At 53.8% G+C, this 19379-nt stretch carries 20 protein-coding genes; 14 read left to right on the top strand and 6 right to left on the bottom strand.

Going from position 1 to position 19379, the window contains the following annotated elements; all coding sequences use genetic code 11:
* The first annotated feature begins 35 nt into the window (after positions 1-35).
* The 7 genes from DYU11_RS21570 to DYU11_RS21540 all read left to right on the top strand — a co-directional run bounded on the left by DYU11_RS21570 (position 36) and on the right by DYU11_RS21540 (position 7760).
* Positions 36-668, top strand: coding sequence for a ribonuclease H1 domain-containing protein (locus DYU11_RS21570; protein ID WP_119669799.1), 633 nt, complete (start codon positions 36-38; stop codon positions 666-668).
* Positions 668-1366 carry a tRNA1(Val) (adenine(37)-N6)-methyltransferase gene (locus tag DYU11_RS21565; protein ID WP_119669798.1) on the top strand — a complete coding sequence of 233 codons (699 nt, stop codon included), beginning with the start codon at positions 668-670 and terminating at the stop codon, positions 1364-1366. Before DYU11_RS21570 ends, DYU11_RS21565 begins: the two co-directional genes overlap by 1 nt.
* 73 nt (positions 1367-1439) lie before the next feature.
* A complete protein-coding gene (locus DYU11_RS21560) occupies positions 1440-2432 on the top strand; it encodes a glycosyltransferase family 2 protein (protein ID WP_119669797.1) in 993 nt (330 codons plus the stop codon).
* 165 nt (positions 2433-2597) lie between these two features.
* The gene (locus DYU11_RS21555) at positions 2598-3245 is read left to right on the top strand and encodes an inorganic pyrophosphatase (protein ID WP_199736755.1); all 648 of its coding nucleotides are present in this window, start codon (positions 2598-2600) and stop codon (positions 3243-3245) included.
* A 199-nt stretch (positions 3246-3444) separates the two neighbouring features.
* Entirely contained in the window at positions 3445-5214 is a 1770-nt protein-coding gene (sppA, locus tag DYU11_RS21550; protein WP_119669796.1) for a signal peptide peptidase SppA, read from the top strand.
* 78 nt (positions 5215-5292) lie between these two features.
* Positions 5293-6474: a helix-turn-helix transcriptional regulator gene (locus DYU11_RS21545; protein WP_119669795.1), complete on the top strand. Its 1182-nt coding sequence runs from the start codon at positions 5293-5295 to the stop codon at positions 6472-6474.
* A gap of 77 nt (positions 6475-6551) precedes the next feature.
* Positions 6552-7760, top strand: a complete 1209-nt coding sequence (locus DYU11_RS21540; RefSeq protein WP_119669794.1) for an acyltransferase family protein — start codon at positions 6552-6554, stop codon at positions 7758-7760.
* A 9-nt stretch (positions 7761-7769) separates the two neighbouring features.
* On the opposite strand, the gene DYU11_RS21535 is transcribed toward DYU11_RS21540, so the two are convergent.
* A complete protein-coding gene (locus tag DYU11_RS21535; RefSeq protein WP_119669793.1) occupies positions 7770-9038 on the bottom strand; it encodes a glycosyltransferase family 4 protein in 1269 nt (422 codons plus the stop codon).
* Positions 9039-9253: 215 nt separating this feature from the next.
* On the opposite strand from DYU11_RS21535, the gene bioB reads away from it, so the two are divergent.
* Both bioB and DYU11_RS21525 read left to right on the top strand, forming a co-directional pair.
* Positions 9254-10255: a biotin synthase BioB gene (bioB, locus tag DYU11_RS21530; protein WP_119669792.1), complete on the top strand. Its 1002-nt coding sequence runs from the start codon at positions 9254-9256 to the stop codon at positions 10253-10255.
* 44 nt (positions 10256-10299) lie between these two features.
* A complete protein-coding gene (locus DYU11_RS21525) occupies positions 10300-10797 on the top strand; it encodes a hypothetical protein (RefSeq protein ID WP_119669791.1) in 498 nt (165 codons plus the stop codon).
* 150 nt (positions 10798-10947) lie between these two features.
* Here the strand turns inward: DYU11_RS21525 and DYU11_RS21520 are convergent, their stop codons facing one another.
* Positions 10948-11751, bottom strand: a complete 804-nt coding sequence (locus DYU11_RS21520; RefSeq protein WP_119669790.1) for a hypothetical protein — start codon at positions 11749-11751, stop codon at positions 10948-10950.
* A 155-nt stretch (positions 11752-11906) separates the two neighbouring features.
* On the opposite strand from DYU11_RS21520, the gene DYU11_RS21515 reads away from it, so the two are divergent.
* Positions 11907-12695 (top strand): UDP-2,3-diacylglucosamine diphosphatase, encoded by a 789-nt coding sequence (locus DYU11_RS21515; RefSeq protein ID WP_119669789.1) that lies wholly within the window; start codon positions 11907-11909, stop codon positions 12693-12695.
* Between the two features lie 42 nt (positions 12696-12737).
* Here DYU11_RS21515 and DYU11_RS21510 read toward each other — a convergent pair whose 3' ends face one another.
* From DYU11_RS21510 to DYU11_RS21495, 4 genes are all read right to left on the bottom strand, one after another.
* Positions 12738-13466: a carboxypeptidase-like regulatory domain-containing protein gene (locus DYU11_RS21510; protein ID WP_119669788.1), complete on the bottom strand. Its 729-nt coding sequence runs from the start codon at positions 13464-13466 to the stop codon at positions 12738-12740.
* Between the two features lie 214 nt (positions 13467-13680).
* Positions 13681-14514: a phosphatidate cytidylyltransferase gene (locus DYU11_RS21505; RefSeq protein WP_119669787.1), complete on the bottom strand. Its 834-nt coding sequence runs from the start codon at positions 14512-14514 to the stop codon at positions 13681-13683.
* Positions 14495-14713, bottom strand: coding sequence for a putative signal transducing protein (locus DYU11_RS21500; protein WP_119669786.1), 219 nt, complete (start codon positions 14711-14713; stop codon positions 14495-14497). Before DYU11_RS21500 ends, DYU11_RS21505 begins: the two co-directional genes overlap by 20 nt.
* A gap of 108 nt (positions 14714-14821) precedes the next feature.
* A complete protein-coding gene (locus tag DYU11_RS21495; RefSeq protein ID WP_119669785.1) occupies positions 14822-15766 on the bottom strand; it encodes a CPBP family intramembrane glutamic endopeptidase in 945 nt (314 codons plus the stop codon).
* 173 nt (positions 15767-15939) lie between these two features.
* Between DYU11_RS21495 and dusB the strand changes: the two genes are divergently transcribed.
* From dusB to pyrH, 4 genes are all read left to right on the top strand, one after another.
* Positions 15940-16932: a tRNA dihydrouridine synthase DusB gene (gene dusB, locus DYU11_RS21490; RefSeq protein ID WP_119669784.1), complete on the top strand. Its 993-nt coding sequence runs from the start codon at positions 15940-15942 to the stop codon at positions 16930-16932.
* Positions 16933-16973: 41 nt separating this feature from the next.
* Positions 16974-17885 carry a DMT family transporter gene (locus tag DYU11_RS21485; protein ID WP_119669783.1) on the top strand — a complete coding sequence of 304 codons (912 nt, stop codon included), beginning with the start codon at positions 16974-16976 and terminating at the stop codon, positions 17883-17885.
* Between the two features lie 60 nt (positions 17886-17945).
* Positions 17946-18440, top strand: a complete 495-nt coding sequence (locus DYU11_RS21480) for an acyl-CoA carboxylase biotin carboxyl carrier protein subunit (RefSeq protein WP_119669782.1) — start codon at positions 17946-17948, stop codon at positions 18438-18440.
* A gap of 188 nt (positions 18441-18628) precedes the next feature.
* A complete protein-coding gene (pyrH, locus tag DYU11_RS21475; RefSeq protein ID WP_119669781.1) occupies positions 18629-19348 on the top strand; it encodes a UMP kinase in 720 nt (239 codons plus the stop codon).
* Positions 19349-19379 lie beyond the last annotated feature (31 nt).

Genomic DNA, 19379 nt, shown 5'->3' with positions numbered 1-19379 from the left:
CTCCGTATCTTTGCTGATCACTTAGTTGATGTTACATGGCGAAGAAGCCAAAATTTTATGTTGTCTGGCGCGGCCGGAAAACCGGGGTTTATGATAGCTGGGAAGACTGTCAGGCCCAGACGGCCGGTTTTGATGGGGCGCTGTACAAGTCATTCGATACCAAGCCGGCGGCCCTGAAGGCGTTCCAGGAAAAACCGCATCTGCACATTGGCGCTACCCCAAAGCCCGCCAAACAGGGAAAGCTGTCGGAACTGGTGGGTAGCCCTATTCAGGATAGTCTGGTCGTGGATGCGGCCTGGAACACCGCCACCGGCGATATGGAATATCAGGGTATATACCTGGCCACGAAGCAGAAGCTGTTTACCATGGGACCCTACGCCGACGGGACCAACAATATCGGCGAATTCCTGGCGATCGTGCATGCGCTGGCCCTGTTGCACCAGAAAGGGAGTAACATTCCCGTGTATTCCGACTCCCGGACGGCCATCGGCTGGGTCAGCAAAAAGAAAGCAAACACAAAACTGGAGGAAACGTCACGTAACGAAATCCTCTTCGACCTGATCGAACGAGCCGAAACGTGGCTCCGGACACATCGCTTCGCCAACCCCGTATTGAAGTGGGAAACCGAATACTGGGGCGAAAACCCGGCTGATTTTGGCCGAAAGTAATGTTCCGCTTCAAGCAATTTACCATTCAGCAGGATCGGACGGCTATGAAGGTCTGCACGGACGCCTGTGTGCTGGGGGCCCTCGCCGACGTAACGGCCGACCGAATCCTTGACATCGGTACTGGAACGGGCCTGCTGGCACTCATGGCAGCCCAGCGAAATCCGGATGCCTTTATCGATGCGGTCGAGCTGGACGATGCGGCTTATAGTCAGGCCACAGAGAACGTAGCCGCCAGTTCACTGGGGGAACGTATTCAGGTTATTCACAGCCGGATACAGGCAGTTGGCGGGGAGGAAAAACGCTACGACCGTATTCTGACCAATCCGCCCTTCTACACCAATCACCTTCGGTCGCCGGATGGGGCCGTCAACCGGGCTTTGCACACTGATGATCTGCCGTTTCCGGAACTGATTGAGGTTGTCGGACGGTTACTGAAAGCAGATGGACAGTGGTGGGTGCTGCTGCCGCCTTACGAGATGGGCGTGCTAACCCAACTGGCTGAAGCAATGAACCTGCGGCCATTCAGGCGATTACACCTGCGGCACCACGCCCGCAAGCCGGTTTTTCGACTTATTTCCGGCCTGAGGTATGGCGCTGAGGCCGTTACCGACGAAACGCTGGACATCTATGAGCCGGACGGCCGGACGTACACGGCTGCGTTCCGGGCGCTGCTACAGCCGTTTTATTTGATTTTCTGATGAGTTGTTGCAGCCCTTGCGCGAATCCTTGCGAACTTTGCGTTTATAGTTTGTCTCCGGTGGAGATACATTCATGACTGACACCTTGCAACTTACCGTCCTTATCCCGCTGCTGAATGAAGATGAGTCGCTGCCCGAACTGCACGACTGGATCACGCGGGTCGCGACGGAACAACAGTATACCTACGAAATTCTGTTCATCGACGACGGCAGTACCGACAACTCCTGGGATGTGATCGAACAACTGGCGAGCGTTGATGCGCACGTCCGGGCCATCCGGTTCAACCGCAACTACGGGAAAACGGCCGCCCTGCAAACCGGTTTTCTGGCCGCACGGGGACAGGTCGTTATTACGATGGATGCCGACCTGCAGGATAGCCCCGACGAGATACCGGAACTGTACCGGCTGATTACGCAGGAGGGGTATGACCTCGTGTCGGGCTGGAAGCAGAAACGCTACGATCCCCTCAGCAAGACCCTGCCGACCAAACTGTTTAACGGCGTATCGCGCTGGATTTCGGGCGTTCAGCTGCACGACTTCAACTGCGGCCTGAAAGCTTATAAGCAGAAAGTCGTCAAATCCATTGCCCCCACGCTCTACGGCGATATGCACCGCAACCTGCCCATTGTAGCCAACTGGAACGGCTTTCGGAAAATCGGGGAGAAAGTGGTGCAGCACCGGGCCCGTAAATACGGTAGCACCAAATTCGGCCTGGAGCGGTTTATCAACGGCTTTCTCGACGTTCTGGTCATTGCGTTCGTACACCGGTTCAGCAAACGCCCCATGCACCTGTTCGGCGGGCTGGGTACGTTGTCGTTCTTTGTCGGTACGGTCCTGACGACGTACCTGATCGGTGAGAAACTGTACAACATCGCCCACCAGATCCGTTACCGCAACGTCACGGACAATCCGCTGTTTTTTCTGGCGCTGGTCGCGATTATTCTTGGTGTACAGTTGTTTCTGACCGGCTTCCTAGGCGAAATGCTTGTGCGGCAGAATCAGCATAAAACGGCCGATTTCCAGATTGCCGAGCGGATCGGCTTTGCCGACAACGTCTCCGTTTAAAAATAAAAACGGCTGTTGTCGATGTAACTTTGTATTTTTGACACGTATAGCCATTCCGCCCCTGCTTTATCAATTTGCGTAACGCAAATTGATAAAGCAGGGGCGGAATGTGCGTTTAAGCAACCTGATAAACCAAGATTTTTACAGTTTTTTCTTTAAAATCGTATGCAAGCACAGTTTGACGTTACTCAACTGGATCTAATGGCTAAAACCCCTTCAAAAGCGCATCCCTGGCATGGTATCTCGGCGGGCGAGAATGCTCCTGAAATTATTACGGCCTTCATTGAAATTGTACCGACCGATACCGTCAAGTACGAAATTGACAAAGAGTCGGGCTACCTCAAGATTGACCGCCCGCAGCAGTATTCAAATATTATTCCGGCCCTGTACGGCTTCGTGCCCCGGACGTACTGTGGCGATCGGATTGCTCAACTGGCCTCGGAGCGGTCGGGTCGGCTGGTCGAAATGGGCGATGGTGACCCGCTGGACATCTGCGTCTTGACCGAGCGCGAAATTACCCACGGCGACATTCTGTTGCAGGCTATTCCCATCGGTGGCTTCCGGCTGATCGACAAAGGTGAGGCTGACGACAAAATTATTGCCGTTCTGAAAGGAGACGCCATGTATGGTCAGTATCGGGAACTGAGTGAACTGCCGGAAGCGGTGGTCAAGCGCCTGCGTCACTATTTCCTGACCTATAAGAACTTGCCGGGTGAACCCGAAATCATGGAACTGGCCAGCATCTACGGCCGCGACGAAGCCCTTGAGGTGATTCGGACGTCTATGGAGGATTACGCCGAAATGCCTTCGTAATGGATTACCTGCCGTTCAGAACGTACGGCAACAACCAATTGGCACTGACTATCAACTGGCCCGGCTAACGCCGGGCTATTTTGTTTGGTACCATTTATCCGCCATATTGTACATTCAACATTTTTTGCATAATGTGACGCATAAAGTGCTCTTACTTTTGTTATTCATCCAATGATTAACCAACGCGTAAAACCCATACATGCGACAGTTTTTTAAATACGTACTGGCCACGATTGTAGGCCTGTTACTGTTCTCAATTGTTGGATTTCTGCTGTTAATCGGCATCGGATCGGCAATTTCGTCGACGGCCGACCGGAAAACCACAGTGAAAGAGAATTCGGTGTTGAAGCTTAACCTGAACAGCCCCATTGAAGAACGTAGCGTTGATAACCCTTTCAACGGATTTGGACCATTTAGTTCGACAGGCGACGTAATTGGCCTGGTTGAACTCAAACAGGCCCTTAAAGCAGCCAAGGAAGACGATAACATCAAAGGTATTTATCTGCAAAGTGAATACCCACAGGGTGGCTGGGCGTCGCTGGAGGAAGTGCGTAACGCCCTGATCGATTTTAAAACCTCGAAAAAGTTTGTGTACGCCTTCGGTGAAAACATAACCGAGAAAGGCTACTACGTGGCGTCGGTCGCTGACAAAATCTACATCACCCCAACCGGTGGTCTGGAGTGGAACGGCCTGAACGCCGAACTGACGTTTTTCAAAGGTACGCTGGAGAAACTCGGCGTGAAGCCGGAAATTTTCCGCGTAGGCGAGTTCAAGAGCGCCATTGAGCCGTTTGTCCGCGACAACATGAGTGAACCAAACCGGCTTCAGGTGTCGTCGTTTCTGAACTCGGTGAACAACCACATGCTCGTGAAGGTGGCTGAGAGCCGGAAAGTACGCGTGGACTCGCTGAAGCAATACGCCGACAACCTGCGAATTGAAGAGCCTGAAGATGCGCTGCGTACTAAGCTGATCACCAACGTAGGCTATCAGGACGAGTTTGAAAGTCAGATCCGGAAACAACTGGGCATCGACGAAAAGAAAAAGATCAATTACGTCTCGCTCGGTAAGTACGAAGATGCCAACAAACCCGATGCTGAACTGGGCAGTAGCCGAAACCGGATTGCGGTGATTGTGGCGTCGGGCGACATCACCGACGGCGAGAGTGGTGAAGGAACCATCGGTTCGGAAACGGTAATTGAAGAACTGCGCAAAGCCCGGCTCGATGAAAAAGTGAAAGCCATCGTACTCCGCGTTAACTCGGGCGGAGGGAGTGGTCAGGCATCCGACGCCATGTATCGGGAAGTGGAACTGGCCCGAAAAGTAAAACCGGTTATCGGCTCCATGTCCGACTACGCGGCTTCGGGCGGTTATTACATGCTTATGAGCTGCAACCGGATCATTGCCGAACCGAACACCATAACGGGATCGATCGGTGTGTTTTCGTTGCTGTTCAATACCGAAACGTTCTTTAAAGATAAGCTCGGTATTACGTACGACCGGGTGAAAACCAACACGAACGCCGACTTCCCGGCCGTTACGCACGAGATGACGCCGTTTCAGAAGCAGGTGCTCCAGCGCGGTACCGACCGGTTCTACCGCATCTTTACGACGAAGGTAGCCAACGGCCGCAAACTGCCCATCGACAGCGTGAAAGCCATTGCGGGCGGGCGCGTCTGGACGGGTCAGCAGGCCAAAGCAATCGGACTGGTCGATCAGTTGGGTGGCCTCGACGATGCTATCAAAGTTGCGGCTCAGTCGGCCAAACTCAAAGAAGGTGACTACCGCGTGCGGTACCAGCCCCGCAAGAAGGAATTCATTGAGCAGTTGTTCAGCTCGTTCAGCGATAGCGAAGATGCTCACATTCAAACCCAACTCGGTGAATTGGCGCCTTACGTCAAGTATCTAAAGAAGCTCCGCACAATGGAGGGGATTCAGATGCGGCTCCCGTTTGACGTCGATATTCGCTAAGACCAGGCAAGTCGTTTACAAAAGCGGGCGGTTTAAACCGCCCGCTTTTGTAATTTAGAGCGGTTATCTTCGATTTTCATGCGTACACTGCCCCCAAACCTTGATCTGTTCGCTGTAATTATCCTGCTTGGAGTAGCACAAGGTCTGTTTCTGGGCTTGTTTTTCCTGACCGGCAGCCGGGGGCGAATGGTGGCCAACCGGTGTCTGGGGTGGTTTAATCTGGCTCTATCGGCCATCAGTGCCGAAATTTTTCTCAACTACACCAACTACACATTCCAGGTCTTGTGGACGGTCGATCTGGCTGAGCCGTTCAATTTTGTGCTGGGGCCATTGTTTTACTGCTACGTATTCAGCCGCATTTATCAGCGACTGCCCCGGCGCTGGGGGTGGCATTTACTGCCATTTGCGATCTGGCTGGTCAATGCCGTGACCTGGGTCTATCAGCCTCCGGAATTCAAATACAACTCATACATCGACTCCTGGCACCCTGAAATCATGTACGTGCCCTCCGGATCGTATCTGGACGAGGATTTTACGGGCATTCGGCATTTAATCAATGAGCTGACCCTGGTGAGTTGCGTGATTTATGCAGTGATGGCCCTGCTGACCATTCGGCGAGCAGGGAAGTCCGTCGCTACGCAAACCGCAGCCCGATTACCGATGCTGCGGTACCTAAGCTGGTTGTTTGCGTTGGTGCCGGTGCTGATCGTCGTTGTGAAGCCGCAGTTTTACAACGACCTGGGGGATCATCTGCTGGCATCGTACATAGCCCTGACGATTTACGTAACCAGCTTTCTGGTGATGCGGGGTTCCAGCTTTTTTCAATCTGAACCGCCCGCGAAGGAAGCCGAGGCAGTCGGCGAATCCCGGAAAAAGTACGAGAAGTCATCCATCTCGGAGGAAATGGAAGAAGCGGTTCTGCAGAAGCTAAACCGCCTGATGGCCGATGAAAAGCCGTATCTGCAAAGCGATTTGTCGCTGCCCAGGCTGGCTGCGCAGCTGAACACCACCCCACACCTCCTTTCGCAGTTGCTCAACGACAGGTTGCGGCAGAGTTTTTTTGACATGATGGCTGATTACCGTATTCGGGAAGCCCAGGCTCTGCTTCGGGACCCGGCTACCGCACACCTCAAGATTGATGAGATAGCCGAACGGGTGGGGTACAACTCTACATCAGCATTCCACACGGCATTTAAACGCATTACCGGCCAGACCCCCGCCCAGTTTCGGGCTGCTGCAACTTCGTCCCGGTCGGCATGAACTTCATAATTATCGGAAAATAGGTTTTTTTGCGGTTGCGAGGGCCACTTTTGTGCATCATTCAAATCCCCACAAAAATGGTCACGGCTTCCACAAATCCTCCCATCTTATCCCATTCATTGCTTGGTTCAGGTCGACGGTACGACCTGGACTGGCTGCGTATAATTGCGATCATCACCCTCCTCTTTTATCATACCGGTATGATGTACGTGAGCTGGGGCTGGCACATACAGAGCAAGGAAACCAGCCCTGTATTTGAGCAGATTATGCGCTGGCTTCATAACTGGCGGATGCCACTGCTGTTTTTCATTTCCGGGGCAGGCAGCTTCTTCGCTCTCCGTAAAAGGTCCTATGGCAAATACGCTGGCGAGCGTTTTCAGCGGCTTTTCATTCCGGTCGTATTCGGCATATTCGTGATTGTACCTCCCCAGATTTATTACGAATGGCTGTTTCGTGGACGTTTCGTGGGTAGTTACGCTGAATTTTACCCAAACGTTTTTGCGTTCGAATCGTACAAAGATGGTGGAACGGGTGGGGCCTTTAGCTGGCATCACTTATGGTTCGTTGCCTACCTGTTCCATTATGCTATTCTGAGCATTCCGGTGTTCTGGTTTCTAAACACGGAACGTGGACAACGCTTCATCGACCGCATTGGCCGGCTGATTGCCAGGAAAGGAGGAGCTTTGTGGCTGGTAGTTCCTCTGCTGGTGAACGACGTAGCGCTGGGTGGTCTGTTTCCTGATGAAACCCATGCCCTTACCGACGACTGGGCGTATTTTATGAAAAACCTGATTCTGTTCTGGCTGGGTTATGTATTGATCAGCCGGCCGAGCTTCTGGCAGACGATTACGGACCAACGCCGATACTTTGTGGTAGCCACGCTGATCTGTACCTGCATCCTGTACGCGGCTCCTTTGGCGCTGGGCTACAACCGCATTGATGATTCGGTGCTGCTTACGACGCTATTCAGTTTCGACAAACTGGGCTTGACCTGGTTTTCGGTATTGATGACGGTAGCGTATGGATACCGTTACCTGAACGTAAACCGTCCCATCTTACCACACCTGACCGAAGCGGTTTATCCATTCTACATTCTGCACCAGACGGTCATCGTCGTTATCGGCTACTACATCCTGAAAACCAGCCTGGGGGTTTACGATGGCTTTCTGGTTGTCAGTTTAACCTCGGGCCTGGTTTCAATAGCCATCTACCTGTTGCTGATTCGTCCGTTTCGTATAACACGGGTGCTGTTTGGGCTGAAACCCCGTCGGGCAGGCGTACATTGAACGTAGTGCTTACGCCTGCTGCCCTACGCCTTCCTGCTGCGGTACGGGGCAGCTCGCCATCAGGGCGTTCTCCAGGCGGTCGACAGCGTCGTCAACACTCCACCGTTCCCGAACAACCTGCCGTCCGTTGGCCGATAATCGTTCGAACAGGGCCGCATCGGTCAATACGTGCTCCATGGCCCGGGCAATTTCGCCGGGATTTCGTCCGGTCAGCAGACCGTTGTAGCCGTTGATTACCGTTTCCCGTACCCCACCCTCGCCGATGGCTACTACGGGCAGGCCACAGGCGTTGGCTTCCAGCGGGGCAAAGCCGAACGGTTCGAGCGTTGAGGTGTAGAGCAAACACGACGCCGTATTCAGCAGCTGAATCAGTTCGCGGTGCGGTACGTACTGGCGGGGTTCAAAATCGACGCCTTGCTGCTGACTGAGTGTGATCAGACCGGCCATGTAATCCTTGTTGCCAATGTTGCCGACCCATACCAGTTTAGGCCGGATCGACTCGGGTATACGGGCCACCGCCCGAATCGCCGTATCGACGCCCTTGGGCGGGTGAAACGACCCCAGCCCCATCACGAAGTTCTCCCGCGCCATGTCCAGAAACGGGAACAGGTCCACATCGACACCCAGGTAGCAGACTTCGCCGGGGCCACCGTAGGCCCGCAGCAGGCTTTCGTTGCTGAAATACGAATTAACCAGAATCTTGTCGTAACTCTGGTAGTTCATGAACTCCTCACGTACCAGTACACGGGCGCGGTGCGTCTTGAGCAAATCCTGCCAGTAGGAGGAATAATAAGAAGGTTTAAGTAAATTTTGCTGAATAGAGGGTAGTCCTTTCCAGATCAGATTGGGATAGGCTTCGTACAGACTGCGGTTCGGTTCCTGTAGGTACAGCACTTTAGGAATCCGCTTGACAAAACGCCCAATAAAGGGCATGTTGAAGAAGTGACACGAATTGGCAAAGAGAATATCAAAATCACCTGCTTCAATCTCTTTGGCGCAGGCTTCGCAGAACGCCATCATCCGCTTGATGCGGGTGCTGTTCAGAAACAGCAGCGAACGGACGTCATCAATGTATTCGATCCGCAAGCGGGTGGCAATAGTCAGAGGCAAAATATGCGTCTGGGCAACGTACGCGTCTACGTCCAGAAAACGACTGTCGGCCAGCGACGATGTCCAAACTTCGATATGATGACCTCGCTCAGCTAGTCCTTTTATGTGCTGGTGTAACGCCCGGCTCGCACCGCCACTAGGCAGGTTGTGCCATACCGCGATTTTCATAATTCAATAAAACAGTGTAATGGAATGGAGTTGTACGAAAAAGCCCGAAAATTTCGGTACCAAACGTAATTATTTTGTCGATTGACTTACAACTAAACTTACATATTTATTACACGAATATAGCAATAATTGTGTACAAGGTAGGTGATTGGTTTACGGATAAGATTGGCAAACTGACGAACTCTACCTATTTTTGGCTTTCGACTTGCAACACTATGACCGCTATACGTAACGACTGGACTCGCGCCGAAATCACCGAAATATACAATTCTCCGGTTCTTGATCTCATATACCGGGCTGCTACGGTCCACCGCCAGCACCACGATCCTCAGGAAGTGCAGGTTTGTACCCTGTTGTCGGTCAAGACGGGCGGTTGCCCGGAGGACTGCGCCTATTGCCCCCAGGCCGCCCGGTACCATACGGGCGTAACGGTGCATAAGCTGATGGAGGTCGATGAGGTGCTGACAGCCGCACAACGGGCCAAAGAAGCCGGCAGCACGCGTTTCTGCATGGGTGCGGCCTGGCGGGAAGTTCGCGATAACCGCGATTTCGACAAGGTGCTCGATATGGTACAGGGCGTTAATGCCATGGGCATGGAGGTCTGTTGCACGCTCGGTATGCTGACCGAAAGCCAGGCGCAGAAGCTGAAAGATGCCGGGCTGTATGCTTACAACCACAACCTCGACACCAGCGAAGAGTTCTACGGAGACATCATCAGCACCCGTACGTACGACGACCGGCTGGAAACCATCGGACACGCCCGCAAAGCCGGTATTTCGGTCTGCTCGGGCGGAATCATTGGCATGGGCGAAACTGATGTCGACCGGATTGGTATGCTGCACACGCTGGCTACGTTGCCCGAACACCCCGAATCCGTGCCCGTAAATGCCCTCGTACCGGTCGAAGGAACCCCGCTGGAAGATCAGCCGCGTGTGTCGGTATGGGAAATGGTACGGATGATTGCTACCGCCCGCATCATCATGCCGAAAGCCATGGTACGTCTCTCGGCGGGCCGCGTCCGGATGAGCGTCGAAGAACAGGCGCTGTGCTTCCTGGCCGGCGCAAATTCTATTTTCGCGGGCGACAAGCTGCTGACAACCCCTAACCCGGGCGACGATCTGGATCAGCAGTTGTTCCAGACGCTGAACATCCGCCCCCGTCAGGCGTTTAAGGATGCCAGTCAGCCCGCCATAAAGTTTGAGCAGATTCCTGTCTGAGGATACGATAATCGCAATCCGGGCGTTGGTCTGAAAAAAGACCTATGCAATTTGTACAAAAGAAAGGGTGGCTGGCTGCTGCTGTAGTTATCGGCCAGATGGCCCTGAATGCCTGCCAGACGCAATCCGACATCGTAACGCCTACGCAGACAGTAGCCATCAATACCGTAACGTCGGCATCTGACTGGACAGCCGTTAAAGCCGAAAACTGGACCAAAAATGCGACAAATCCGGGATTGCGGGTCGCTGGTTTTGTTGATAATGCGATCACATCGTCTATCGTCGCCGATGGCATGGTGGTGGCGTTTTACCGCGATGCTGTTACCCGGGAGATCAAAACTCTGCCGGCAGTAATCGGCGGTCAGTTGGTTTCGTTCTCCTACCATGCTCTCAACGACAAAGGCATTATCAGCATCGAGCAGGAAGGCGGGCAGCCTGTAGCGGGTGAATACCGCTGGGTAGTTGTACCGAAGGAGGCTCTCGCAACGGCCAACTGGAATGAGTACGCAACGGCTAAGCAATGGCTGGGTCTAACTGACTAAATGTTATACATTACAGACAAAAAAGGCCCACTACGTAGCGGGCCTTTTTTGTCTGTAGTGTATGAATTCAGGCTTCATTTGTATTGCCCCAAACCCCTTCGGGAGTTTGAGGTATAATGCGTAAAAGCTACTTTAATAAAACTACCTCCCTTACTCGGCCACATCCAGATCGGCATTTTTGTCGTCGAAGTGAGACAAAATCACACCAGCCAGCTGAACGGCCTTGTTCATACGAACCTCCGGCTTCTCTTTTGTCTGGACTTTCAGATTCAGAATATGGTTGTTGTACAGGACGTGCAGCGTGTTTTTAGCCGGCTCCCAGAGGGCCTTATCCCCAACGCCCGTTATAGCAACGCCGGTAGCTGTATTTGTAGCCGGTTCAGTAAACACCGTGGCCTGGGGCGGAACGCGTGCCACCGTCGTAGCCGTATCGTTCTGGGCCAACGTATCGCGGCCGGCCGGACTGGTCGGTAAAACGGGGGGGCGCTCGGAGCCGGTTCCTGTGGGGTCGGGGCCGAACAGGGTTGCCGCGCCTACATCGCCCATCTGACCCGTTGTGATGCCCTGTTTAGAGGGCTGATACATCTTGTCGAAAATGTATTCGGCGTGGTAGATGGACGGATACGGTTTCGGACCACCGAAAGCTACGCTTACCTGATTGCCTTCCCACTCGAAGGTGCAGCCGTTGCGGGCATCCGTCACCGACAGTTCTTCAGTCAGTCCTACATTAAACGTACTTTGAATCATGCCTTCATCCAGTACGTTGCACGGTGCATCGTAGGCGAAGCGGTGGTCGGTGCTGAGCAGCCAGACACCCGATACTTCCCGGGCCAGATAAGGGCTACCCGTACCACCTGCATCGTTGGCGTCGTCGGTGGTATTACCATTATCGCCCTGAAAGCAAGAGGAAAGACTCACCAACGGAATGGCCAGCCAGAGTAATTTGGTTTTCATAACGAGTATGTCGTAAATTCAGCGTTTCTGATACTACCAATTTGCCCGCCGGGTTGTTTGATTTCCCGCTACAATTTGAGGAATTCGGTTTCAGACCAGGAACCTTTACCGACAATTCGGGCCGGGGTGCTATTTTTGTGCGTTGCACTGAACGAATGTCCGTTATCGAAACGATTACCTTGCCTGCCGGTCGAAAGACCTATTTTGCTTCTGACTTTCACCTGGGTGCTCCCCCGCCCGAGAAGAGCCGCCAACGGGAACAGGCGGTTGTGAACTGGCTGCAAAGCGTTGAAGCCGATGCCGAACTTATTTTTCTGGTAGGTGATGTCTTTGACTTCTGGTTCGAGTACAAGCGGGCCATTCCAAAAGGCTTTATCCGGTTGCAGGGTAAACTGGCCCAGTTGACGGATGCCGGGACGCGGGTCGTGCTGTTCACGGGCAACCACGATATGTGGATGAGCGATTACTTTACGCAGGAACTGGGCATTCCGGTGTATCGGCAGCCAAGGCAGTACGACATCGGGGGGAAGCGTTTCCTGATTGGGCATGGCGACGGACTTGGCCCCGGCGACTACGTCTACAAGCGCCTGAAACAAGTGTTTGAGAATGATCTGGCCCGGAGCCTGTTCCGCTGGGTGCATCCCGACGTGGGTATTCGGCTTGCGCACGCGTGGTCGCACCGCAGCCGGATCAGCAATACGGAAAAAGGGGAAGACCAATTCCTGGGCGAAGACCGTGAGTGGTTGATGCTGTACTGCCGGGAAGTGGAGAAGCGGCAACACCACGATTTTTACATCTTTGGCCACCGGCATCTGCCCCTTGATCTGGCCGTAACCGACAGCAGCCGGTACGTGAACCTTGGCGAATGGGTCTCCGCCCGAACATACGCTGAGTTCGACGGTACCGATCTGCACTTAAAGACGTGGAAATCCGGTCAGGAGTAACCCCGGATTGGCGACAAAAAGAGGGGTAGCCGGGATGCGGGTTTAATTGCCGTTCTGCAAGATGTCTTTGCGGGATACGTTCTCGCGTGGGGCTTTATTCAGCTCGCTCCGCCATTCCTTGTTCTTGAGGTCGCCCCGTTTGACCGATCGGATAAAATTAGCCCAGGCAAAAGGGTTTGTGAACGCAAACGTAGTGGCCTGACTGCGGTTGAGTATGTTTTCCCGCCCGAAGAACTGCTGATTGACAAAGTTCTGGTGGTTGGCCACGGCGCCCATCGGCATGGTAGCCGCCTGACGCAGAATGGCCTGTGGGTCCAGGTTTTTGGCCAGGTTTTCGCGTTCCTGCTCGTCGGGGAGCTTCAGGTTAACGAACGCGTTCTTAAACAGCTCCTCCGTAGCATACGGATACACCTTTACTTCGGCCAGTGTTTTTACATCTTCCTGCAGCGCAACCACCGCCGAGTACGTAACGTCGGCGAGACGGCGGGGGATAATGTGATACTGGGTTTTAAAACCGACGTAGCTGAAAATGATACTGTCGCCGGGGAAGACGGGCAGGGCAAAATACCCGTTCTGGGCTGATAAAACGCCCTTTCCGGCTTTAGGAATGTAAATATAGGCACCCGGCAGCGGCTCGTTGGACTTGCCACCGGTTATAAATCCCGTAAACGTAACCTGTCGATCCTGACCCTGCCCAAACGCGGTGGTAAAGAACCCCGTCATCACGAGCAGACCCAGCCCGACTACAATATGAGTCAGTGCTTGTTTCATATCAAAAGACCAACGGGGGTCAGAAAGACTGTACTAGTATACAAAACAACGAATGAATTGGTAATGTCCGATATAATAGTGAATAATTTAAGAAAAGTTAGGAATTCCTGCCTGCGGACGCAGCAAAGGCGTCTTTTATAGAATGAACGTAAGCCAGGTACCCTGCCTGCTTTCTCCTTACCGGTTCATAAACTACCCCTATAGTACCCCCGGATTAGGCAAACAGCTTCAGGAAGGTAGTGATAAAGGGGGCCGCCAGCAGCAGACCGTCAAACCGGTCCAGAAAGCCGCCGTGGCCCGGAATGCTGCTCCCTGAATCTTTGATGGCAATGCTCCGTTTGAACAACGATTCGACCAGATCGCCGTATGTACCCGTTACGACGATAATAGCGCCAACGCAGTACCACTGCCACGGCCGCAGTTCGGGCGCGTAGAACGCCAGACCCAGCGCAATCAGGGCGGCTGCGGCTGCCCCGCCAAGGGCACCTTCCCACGATTTCTTGGGCGATACCCGCTCGAATAGTTTCCGTCGGCCAAACTTGGTTCCGGCAAAGTAAGCTCCGATGTCGCTGGCCCAGAGCAACAGCAGGCAACCCAGAATCAGGGTGGGGTGGTAGGTGCCGCCCCGCAGCGCCAGCACAATCAGCAGGGCAAATGGTACGGCTACGTAGATGATACCCAGGAACGTAAAGCCGATGTTGGTGAAGGGCTTCATGTCGCGCTTTTTGTACAGCTTGATCAGGAAGATCATCGACGCGGCCGGGCAGATCAGAAAATAGTTGTCGAAGCCGATCATCCGCTTTTCGATAAAAAAAGCCAGGGCACAGACAAAACAGCCGACAATCGTGCCGTAGACGGTCAGGGGCTGGAAGCCGTCGAGACCCAGCAGCCTGTAAAATTCAAGTTGGGTGAGGGCACTAATGACGCAGAACAGCAGGGCGAAGGTCCAGTCCTGGTACCAGATGCAGAAAAAAATTACCAACACCCCCACAACGGCCGCAATGACACGTTGCTGGAGGTTGGACATCTTAGCTAAACGTTGCTTCATTCTCCAGAATTACTTTGGCCAGTACAGCGTGACTGACCGGTACGTGTACTTCACTTTTCCCCCAGCCAATGGTTGGGTAACTGCTGCTTTGCCGATTGACCACCACCGCCGGTATGTCGTGTTCGGCGAGCAGCGCTTTGGCTAGCTCGGCCCGGTGGGGCAGTGGGGATACATACACTTTTTCCCAGTTTTCAGTCATGATGATGTTGTGTTTGCCGGGCGGTTGTCGGTTTATGGTGTACGTCAGTTTTTTCTCGGGTCAGATCATCGAATCAGCGTATACCGTACGCTGAAAACCGACGACCGGTCAGGGAATCGCCCGGTTCCGTTCACGAAAGTAATATAATATCCCTAACGACACCGCCAAAGACGCCAGGGCTGCGGCTACCGGTACGGCGTCAGTGCTTTCAATGTCGACCGGGACCATCTTCTGCTGGTACATGTAGACCATCAGCACCGTAAAACCATTGTTGACAAAATGGGCCAGAATCGGCACCCATAAACTGCCCGACCAGACGTAGAGATACCCAAACAGCGCACCCAGCAGCATCCGGGGCACGAAGCCGAGAAACTGGACGTGAATGGCGCTGAACAGAATGGCCGCCAGCCAGATTCCGGCGTGGACGTTGCCGGTCCAGACGACCAGGTTCCGTTGCAGAATACCCCGGAACAGCACTTCTTCGCCGATGGCGGGAATGATGGCGATCACGAGCAGGGCGACGATGAGCTGAAGGGGAGTCCTGAACGTAGTCAGGTATTTGGTAACGCCTTCGAGGTCTTTCTCTTTGTCGCGAATCCATTGCTCGATCGGGGCGAGTGTCTGCGGGAGCCGCAGGTTCTGATTCCATTCGATCACCAGCCCGTTGAAAGGCATAAACGCGATGACGACCAATACCACTAAGCCAAGTCCGGCCACCGCCGAAAGCGGCCGACGATTGAACTGCGGCCAGGTTCGGTGTTCGACCCAATACCAATAGGCTAACGAAGGAAGGAGAAAGGTGCCGAGGTGGTTAACAGCCTGCAGGGCCATCAGTTCGTACCAGCCGTTCGGTTGGGAAGCCGGCCGGGCTGCGAGCGACATCAGATACGCCTGGGCCTCAGTCAGGCCGATGCCTTTGATTGCAATGAAGCCCAGCAAGGCAAGAACGGCGCTGAAAACACCCCCCAGCAGCGTAAATCCCACGAGCATCATCAGGCCACCCAGCGTGGGCGGACGCGAGGATGGGTGGTTGGATGTATAAATTGGTTGCATAATTCCTCGTAAATTTACAGACTCATTTGCACAATCGGTGCGTTGAACTTGTTTCAGCTACGTATTGTACTAAACCTACCGTTTGAAAAGGTTGTTAAAAAATAGGTGAGGGGCCAGGCACGCAGCGCAGCGATTACCCCAGGCCTGCTGTCCCTGGCCCCAGGCATACTAATATGGTTAAAATAGGCAACATAGACTTACCGGATTTTCCGCTGCTGCTGGCCCCGATGGAGGATGTCAGCGATCCGCCGTTTCGGGCGGTTTGTAAAGCAAACGGTGCCGACCTGATGTATACCGAGTTTATTTCGTCGGAAGGACTGATTCGCGATGCCGCCAAGAGTGTGCAGAAGCTCGATATATTTGAATATGAGCGGCCCATTGGTATTCAGCTGTTCGGCTCCGATGTGGAAACCATGGGTGCCTGCGCTGAAATTGCCACCCGGGCCAACCCAGACCTGATCGATATTAACTACGGCTGTCCGGTCAAGAACGTAGCGTGCCGGGGAGCCGGAGCTGCCTTGCTGCAGGATATTCCTAAAATGGTACGCATGACCGAGGCCGTTGTGAAAGCGACGCACCTGCCCGTGACGGTCAAAACGCGGCTCGGCTGGGACGAAAGCACGAAAAACATACTGGAGGTAGCTGAACGGCTGCAGGATATTGGCATTCAGGCGCTTACTGTTCACGGCCGGACGCGGGTACAGATGTACAAAGGCGAGGCCGACTGGACGCTGATTGGCCGGATCAAAGAGAATCCGCGCATCCGGATTCCCATCTTCGGCAACGGTGACATCGACAGCCCCGAAAAGGCGCTGGAGTATAAAAACCGGTACGGCGTCGATGGCGTCATGATCGGCCGGGCTACGATCGGTTATCCCTGGATTTTCAACGAAATCAAGCATTTTCTGAAAACCGGTGAGCACCTGCCCGCGCCGACCGTAGCCGACCGGGTGGCCGTTTGTCGGCAGCACCTGGATTTCTCGATCCGCTGGAAAGGTGAAATCACCGGAATCTTCGAAATGCGCCGGCATTACGCCAACTACTTCAAAGGACTGGATAACTTTAAAGCGTACCGCATGCAACTGGTGCAGGCTGGTACGTATACCGAATTGCTTCGCATTCTGGAGGAGGTTTCCGAGCAGTATGCCGAAGCTGAATTAGCCTGATAGAACCGGACGCTACGTTCGGTTCTGTGCCCATCGACTACATGAATACAACGACTGCCCCCGTTGCTGTTGATCAAAAACGTCCGCTGCTGGTCTGGGGACTGTTGTTTGTGCTGGCACTCGTGTGGGGCAGTTCCTTTATTCTGATCAAGCGGAGTCTGACGGTTTTTCCGCCGGAGCAGGTAGCCGCCGGACGTATCTTTTTTGCGCTGCTGTTCTTCATCCCTTTTCTGGGCGTTCAGGCACGTAACGCCGACGTCCGGCAGTCTGTACAGGGCCGATGGGTAGCGTTGGTGGTGGCCGGGCTGCTGGGTTTTTTGTTTCCGGCCTTCTTGTTTGCCATTGCCGGCGCGCACCTGAACAGTTCGCTGGCGGGCGCACTCAATGCCTTAAGCCCTTTGTTCACGCTGGTTACCGGCGCTCTGTTTTTCGGGCGGGTGATTCGTCCCACGCAGGTATTGGGAATTCTGATTGGGCTCGGAGGCTCAATACTGTTGATTTTTTACAGTGCTACCGGCTCGTTTTCCGTCAACGGGTATGCCCTGCTGATCGTGCTGGCTACCGTTTGCTACGGCACGAACATTAACCTTATCGGTCGATACCTGAGCCATCTGCCCGCGGTTGTGTCGACGGCCTGGCTGTTTGCCTTCATTGGGCCGGTAGCTGTGCTGATTCTGCTCACCACCGACTTTTTCAGCCGCATTACCCTCGCCAATGCGTCGCTGGCGCTGTCGGCACTGGCTTGCCTCGGTATTCTTGGATCAGGCGCTATGTCGGTGTTGTTCAACCGGATCATCCAACTGGCGTCGCCCCTGTTTGCGTCGTCGGTAACGTATCTTATGCCCGGCGTGGCCCTGTTGTGGGGCGTACTGGACGGCGAACAGGTCCATCTGGTGCAATACGCCGGCATGGGAATTTGTCTGTTTGGGATCTGGCTGATCAATAAATCTTGACAAAGCGGTTGCCCAGGGCCGCTAACTAAATCAATCAACAACGTAAACGTATTTGAGAGTATGTACCAGACAACCCTTACCGATCAGCCGATTACCATTGATTTCACCGCCGAAGGTCCAACCATCAACGGTCAGTCCTACGCCTGGGATGTTGTTCGGCTTTCTGATCGGCACTTTCACATCCTGCACGAAAACCGATCGTTTCGGGCTGAAGTGCTCGAATTCAATGCCGCCGAGAAGACCGTTCGGGTAAAAATCAACGACCGTATCCACGAGGTCAAACTGAAAGACCGCTTCGATCTGCTGCTGGAACAGATGGGGATGAGCAGTGCGGCCGGTTCGAAAGTCAACGACCTGAAAGCACCCATGCCGGGTTTAATCGTAGGCATCAGCGTTCAGCCCGGCGATGACGTCAAAAAAGGGGACAGTCTGCTGATTCTGGAGGCTATGAAGATGGAAAACGTGCTGAAAGCCCCCGGCGAAGGAACCATCCGGACCATTCGCGTAGGCAAAGGCGACCGCGTCGAAAAAGGGCAGGTGTTGATTGAATTTTAAAAGGAGGAGGAAAGGAGAAAGGGGAGGAGAGAAGGAAAGAGAAAGAACGGGCAAAAGCTCGATCCCTCCTCCCTTTCGTCCTTTCCTCCCTTTCCTCCTTCCCATCCTTTCCTCCTTCCGATCCTTTTCTCCCATCCTCCTTTCCTCCTTTCCTCCCTTTCCCTATCTTTGCCCGCAAAATTTTCCGAATGTCTCAGCCAACTAAGTACAAACGAATTCTGCTCAAGTTGAGCGGAGAAGCTTTGGCCGGCCCCAGCGGCTACAACATCGATCCCGCCGTACTGGAGCAGTACAGTAAAGAAATCAGACAAGTTGTTGACATGGGTGTCCAGGTGGCCATCGTGATCGGCGGAGGTAACATCTTCCGGGGCGTGTCGGGCGAGCGGTCGGGTATCGACCGGGTGCAGGGCGACTACATGGGGATGCTGGCGACGGTCATCAACGCCATGGCCATTCAGAGTTCGCTCGAAAAGCACGGGATGTTCACCCGGGTAATGTCGGCCATCAAGATGGAGCAGGTCTGCGAACCGTACGTGCGTCGGCGGGCCGTACGTCACCTTGAAAAAGGGCGGGTGGTCATCTTCGGGGCCGGAACCGGTAGTCCCTACTTCACGACCGACACGACAGCCAGCCTGCGGGCCATCGAAATTGAAGCCGACGTGGTGCTGAAAGGAACGAAGGTTGATGGCGTGTACTCGGCTGATCCGATGAAGGACAAAACCGCCGAACGGTATACAAGCATCTCGTTTCAGGACGTTTACGAAAAGAAACTGAACGTGATGGATCTGACGGCTTTTACGCTCTGTCAGGAAAATAATCTCCCGATCATCGTCTTCAATATGAACCAGCAGGGCAGTCTGCTCCGGGTGGTGCAGGGCGACGAAGATGCAGGCACGCTGATTCACTGATTTCATCAAAACAGTGTTTTCGGTTTACAGT

This window comes from Fibrisoma montanum (assembly GCF_003583365.1).
GTDB lineage: Bacteria > Bacteroidota > Bacteroidia > Cytophagales > Spirosomataceae > Fibrisoma > Fibrisoma montanum.
This window is presented reverse-complemented; position numbering and strand designations above follow the sequence as displayed.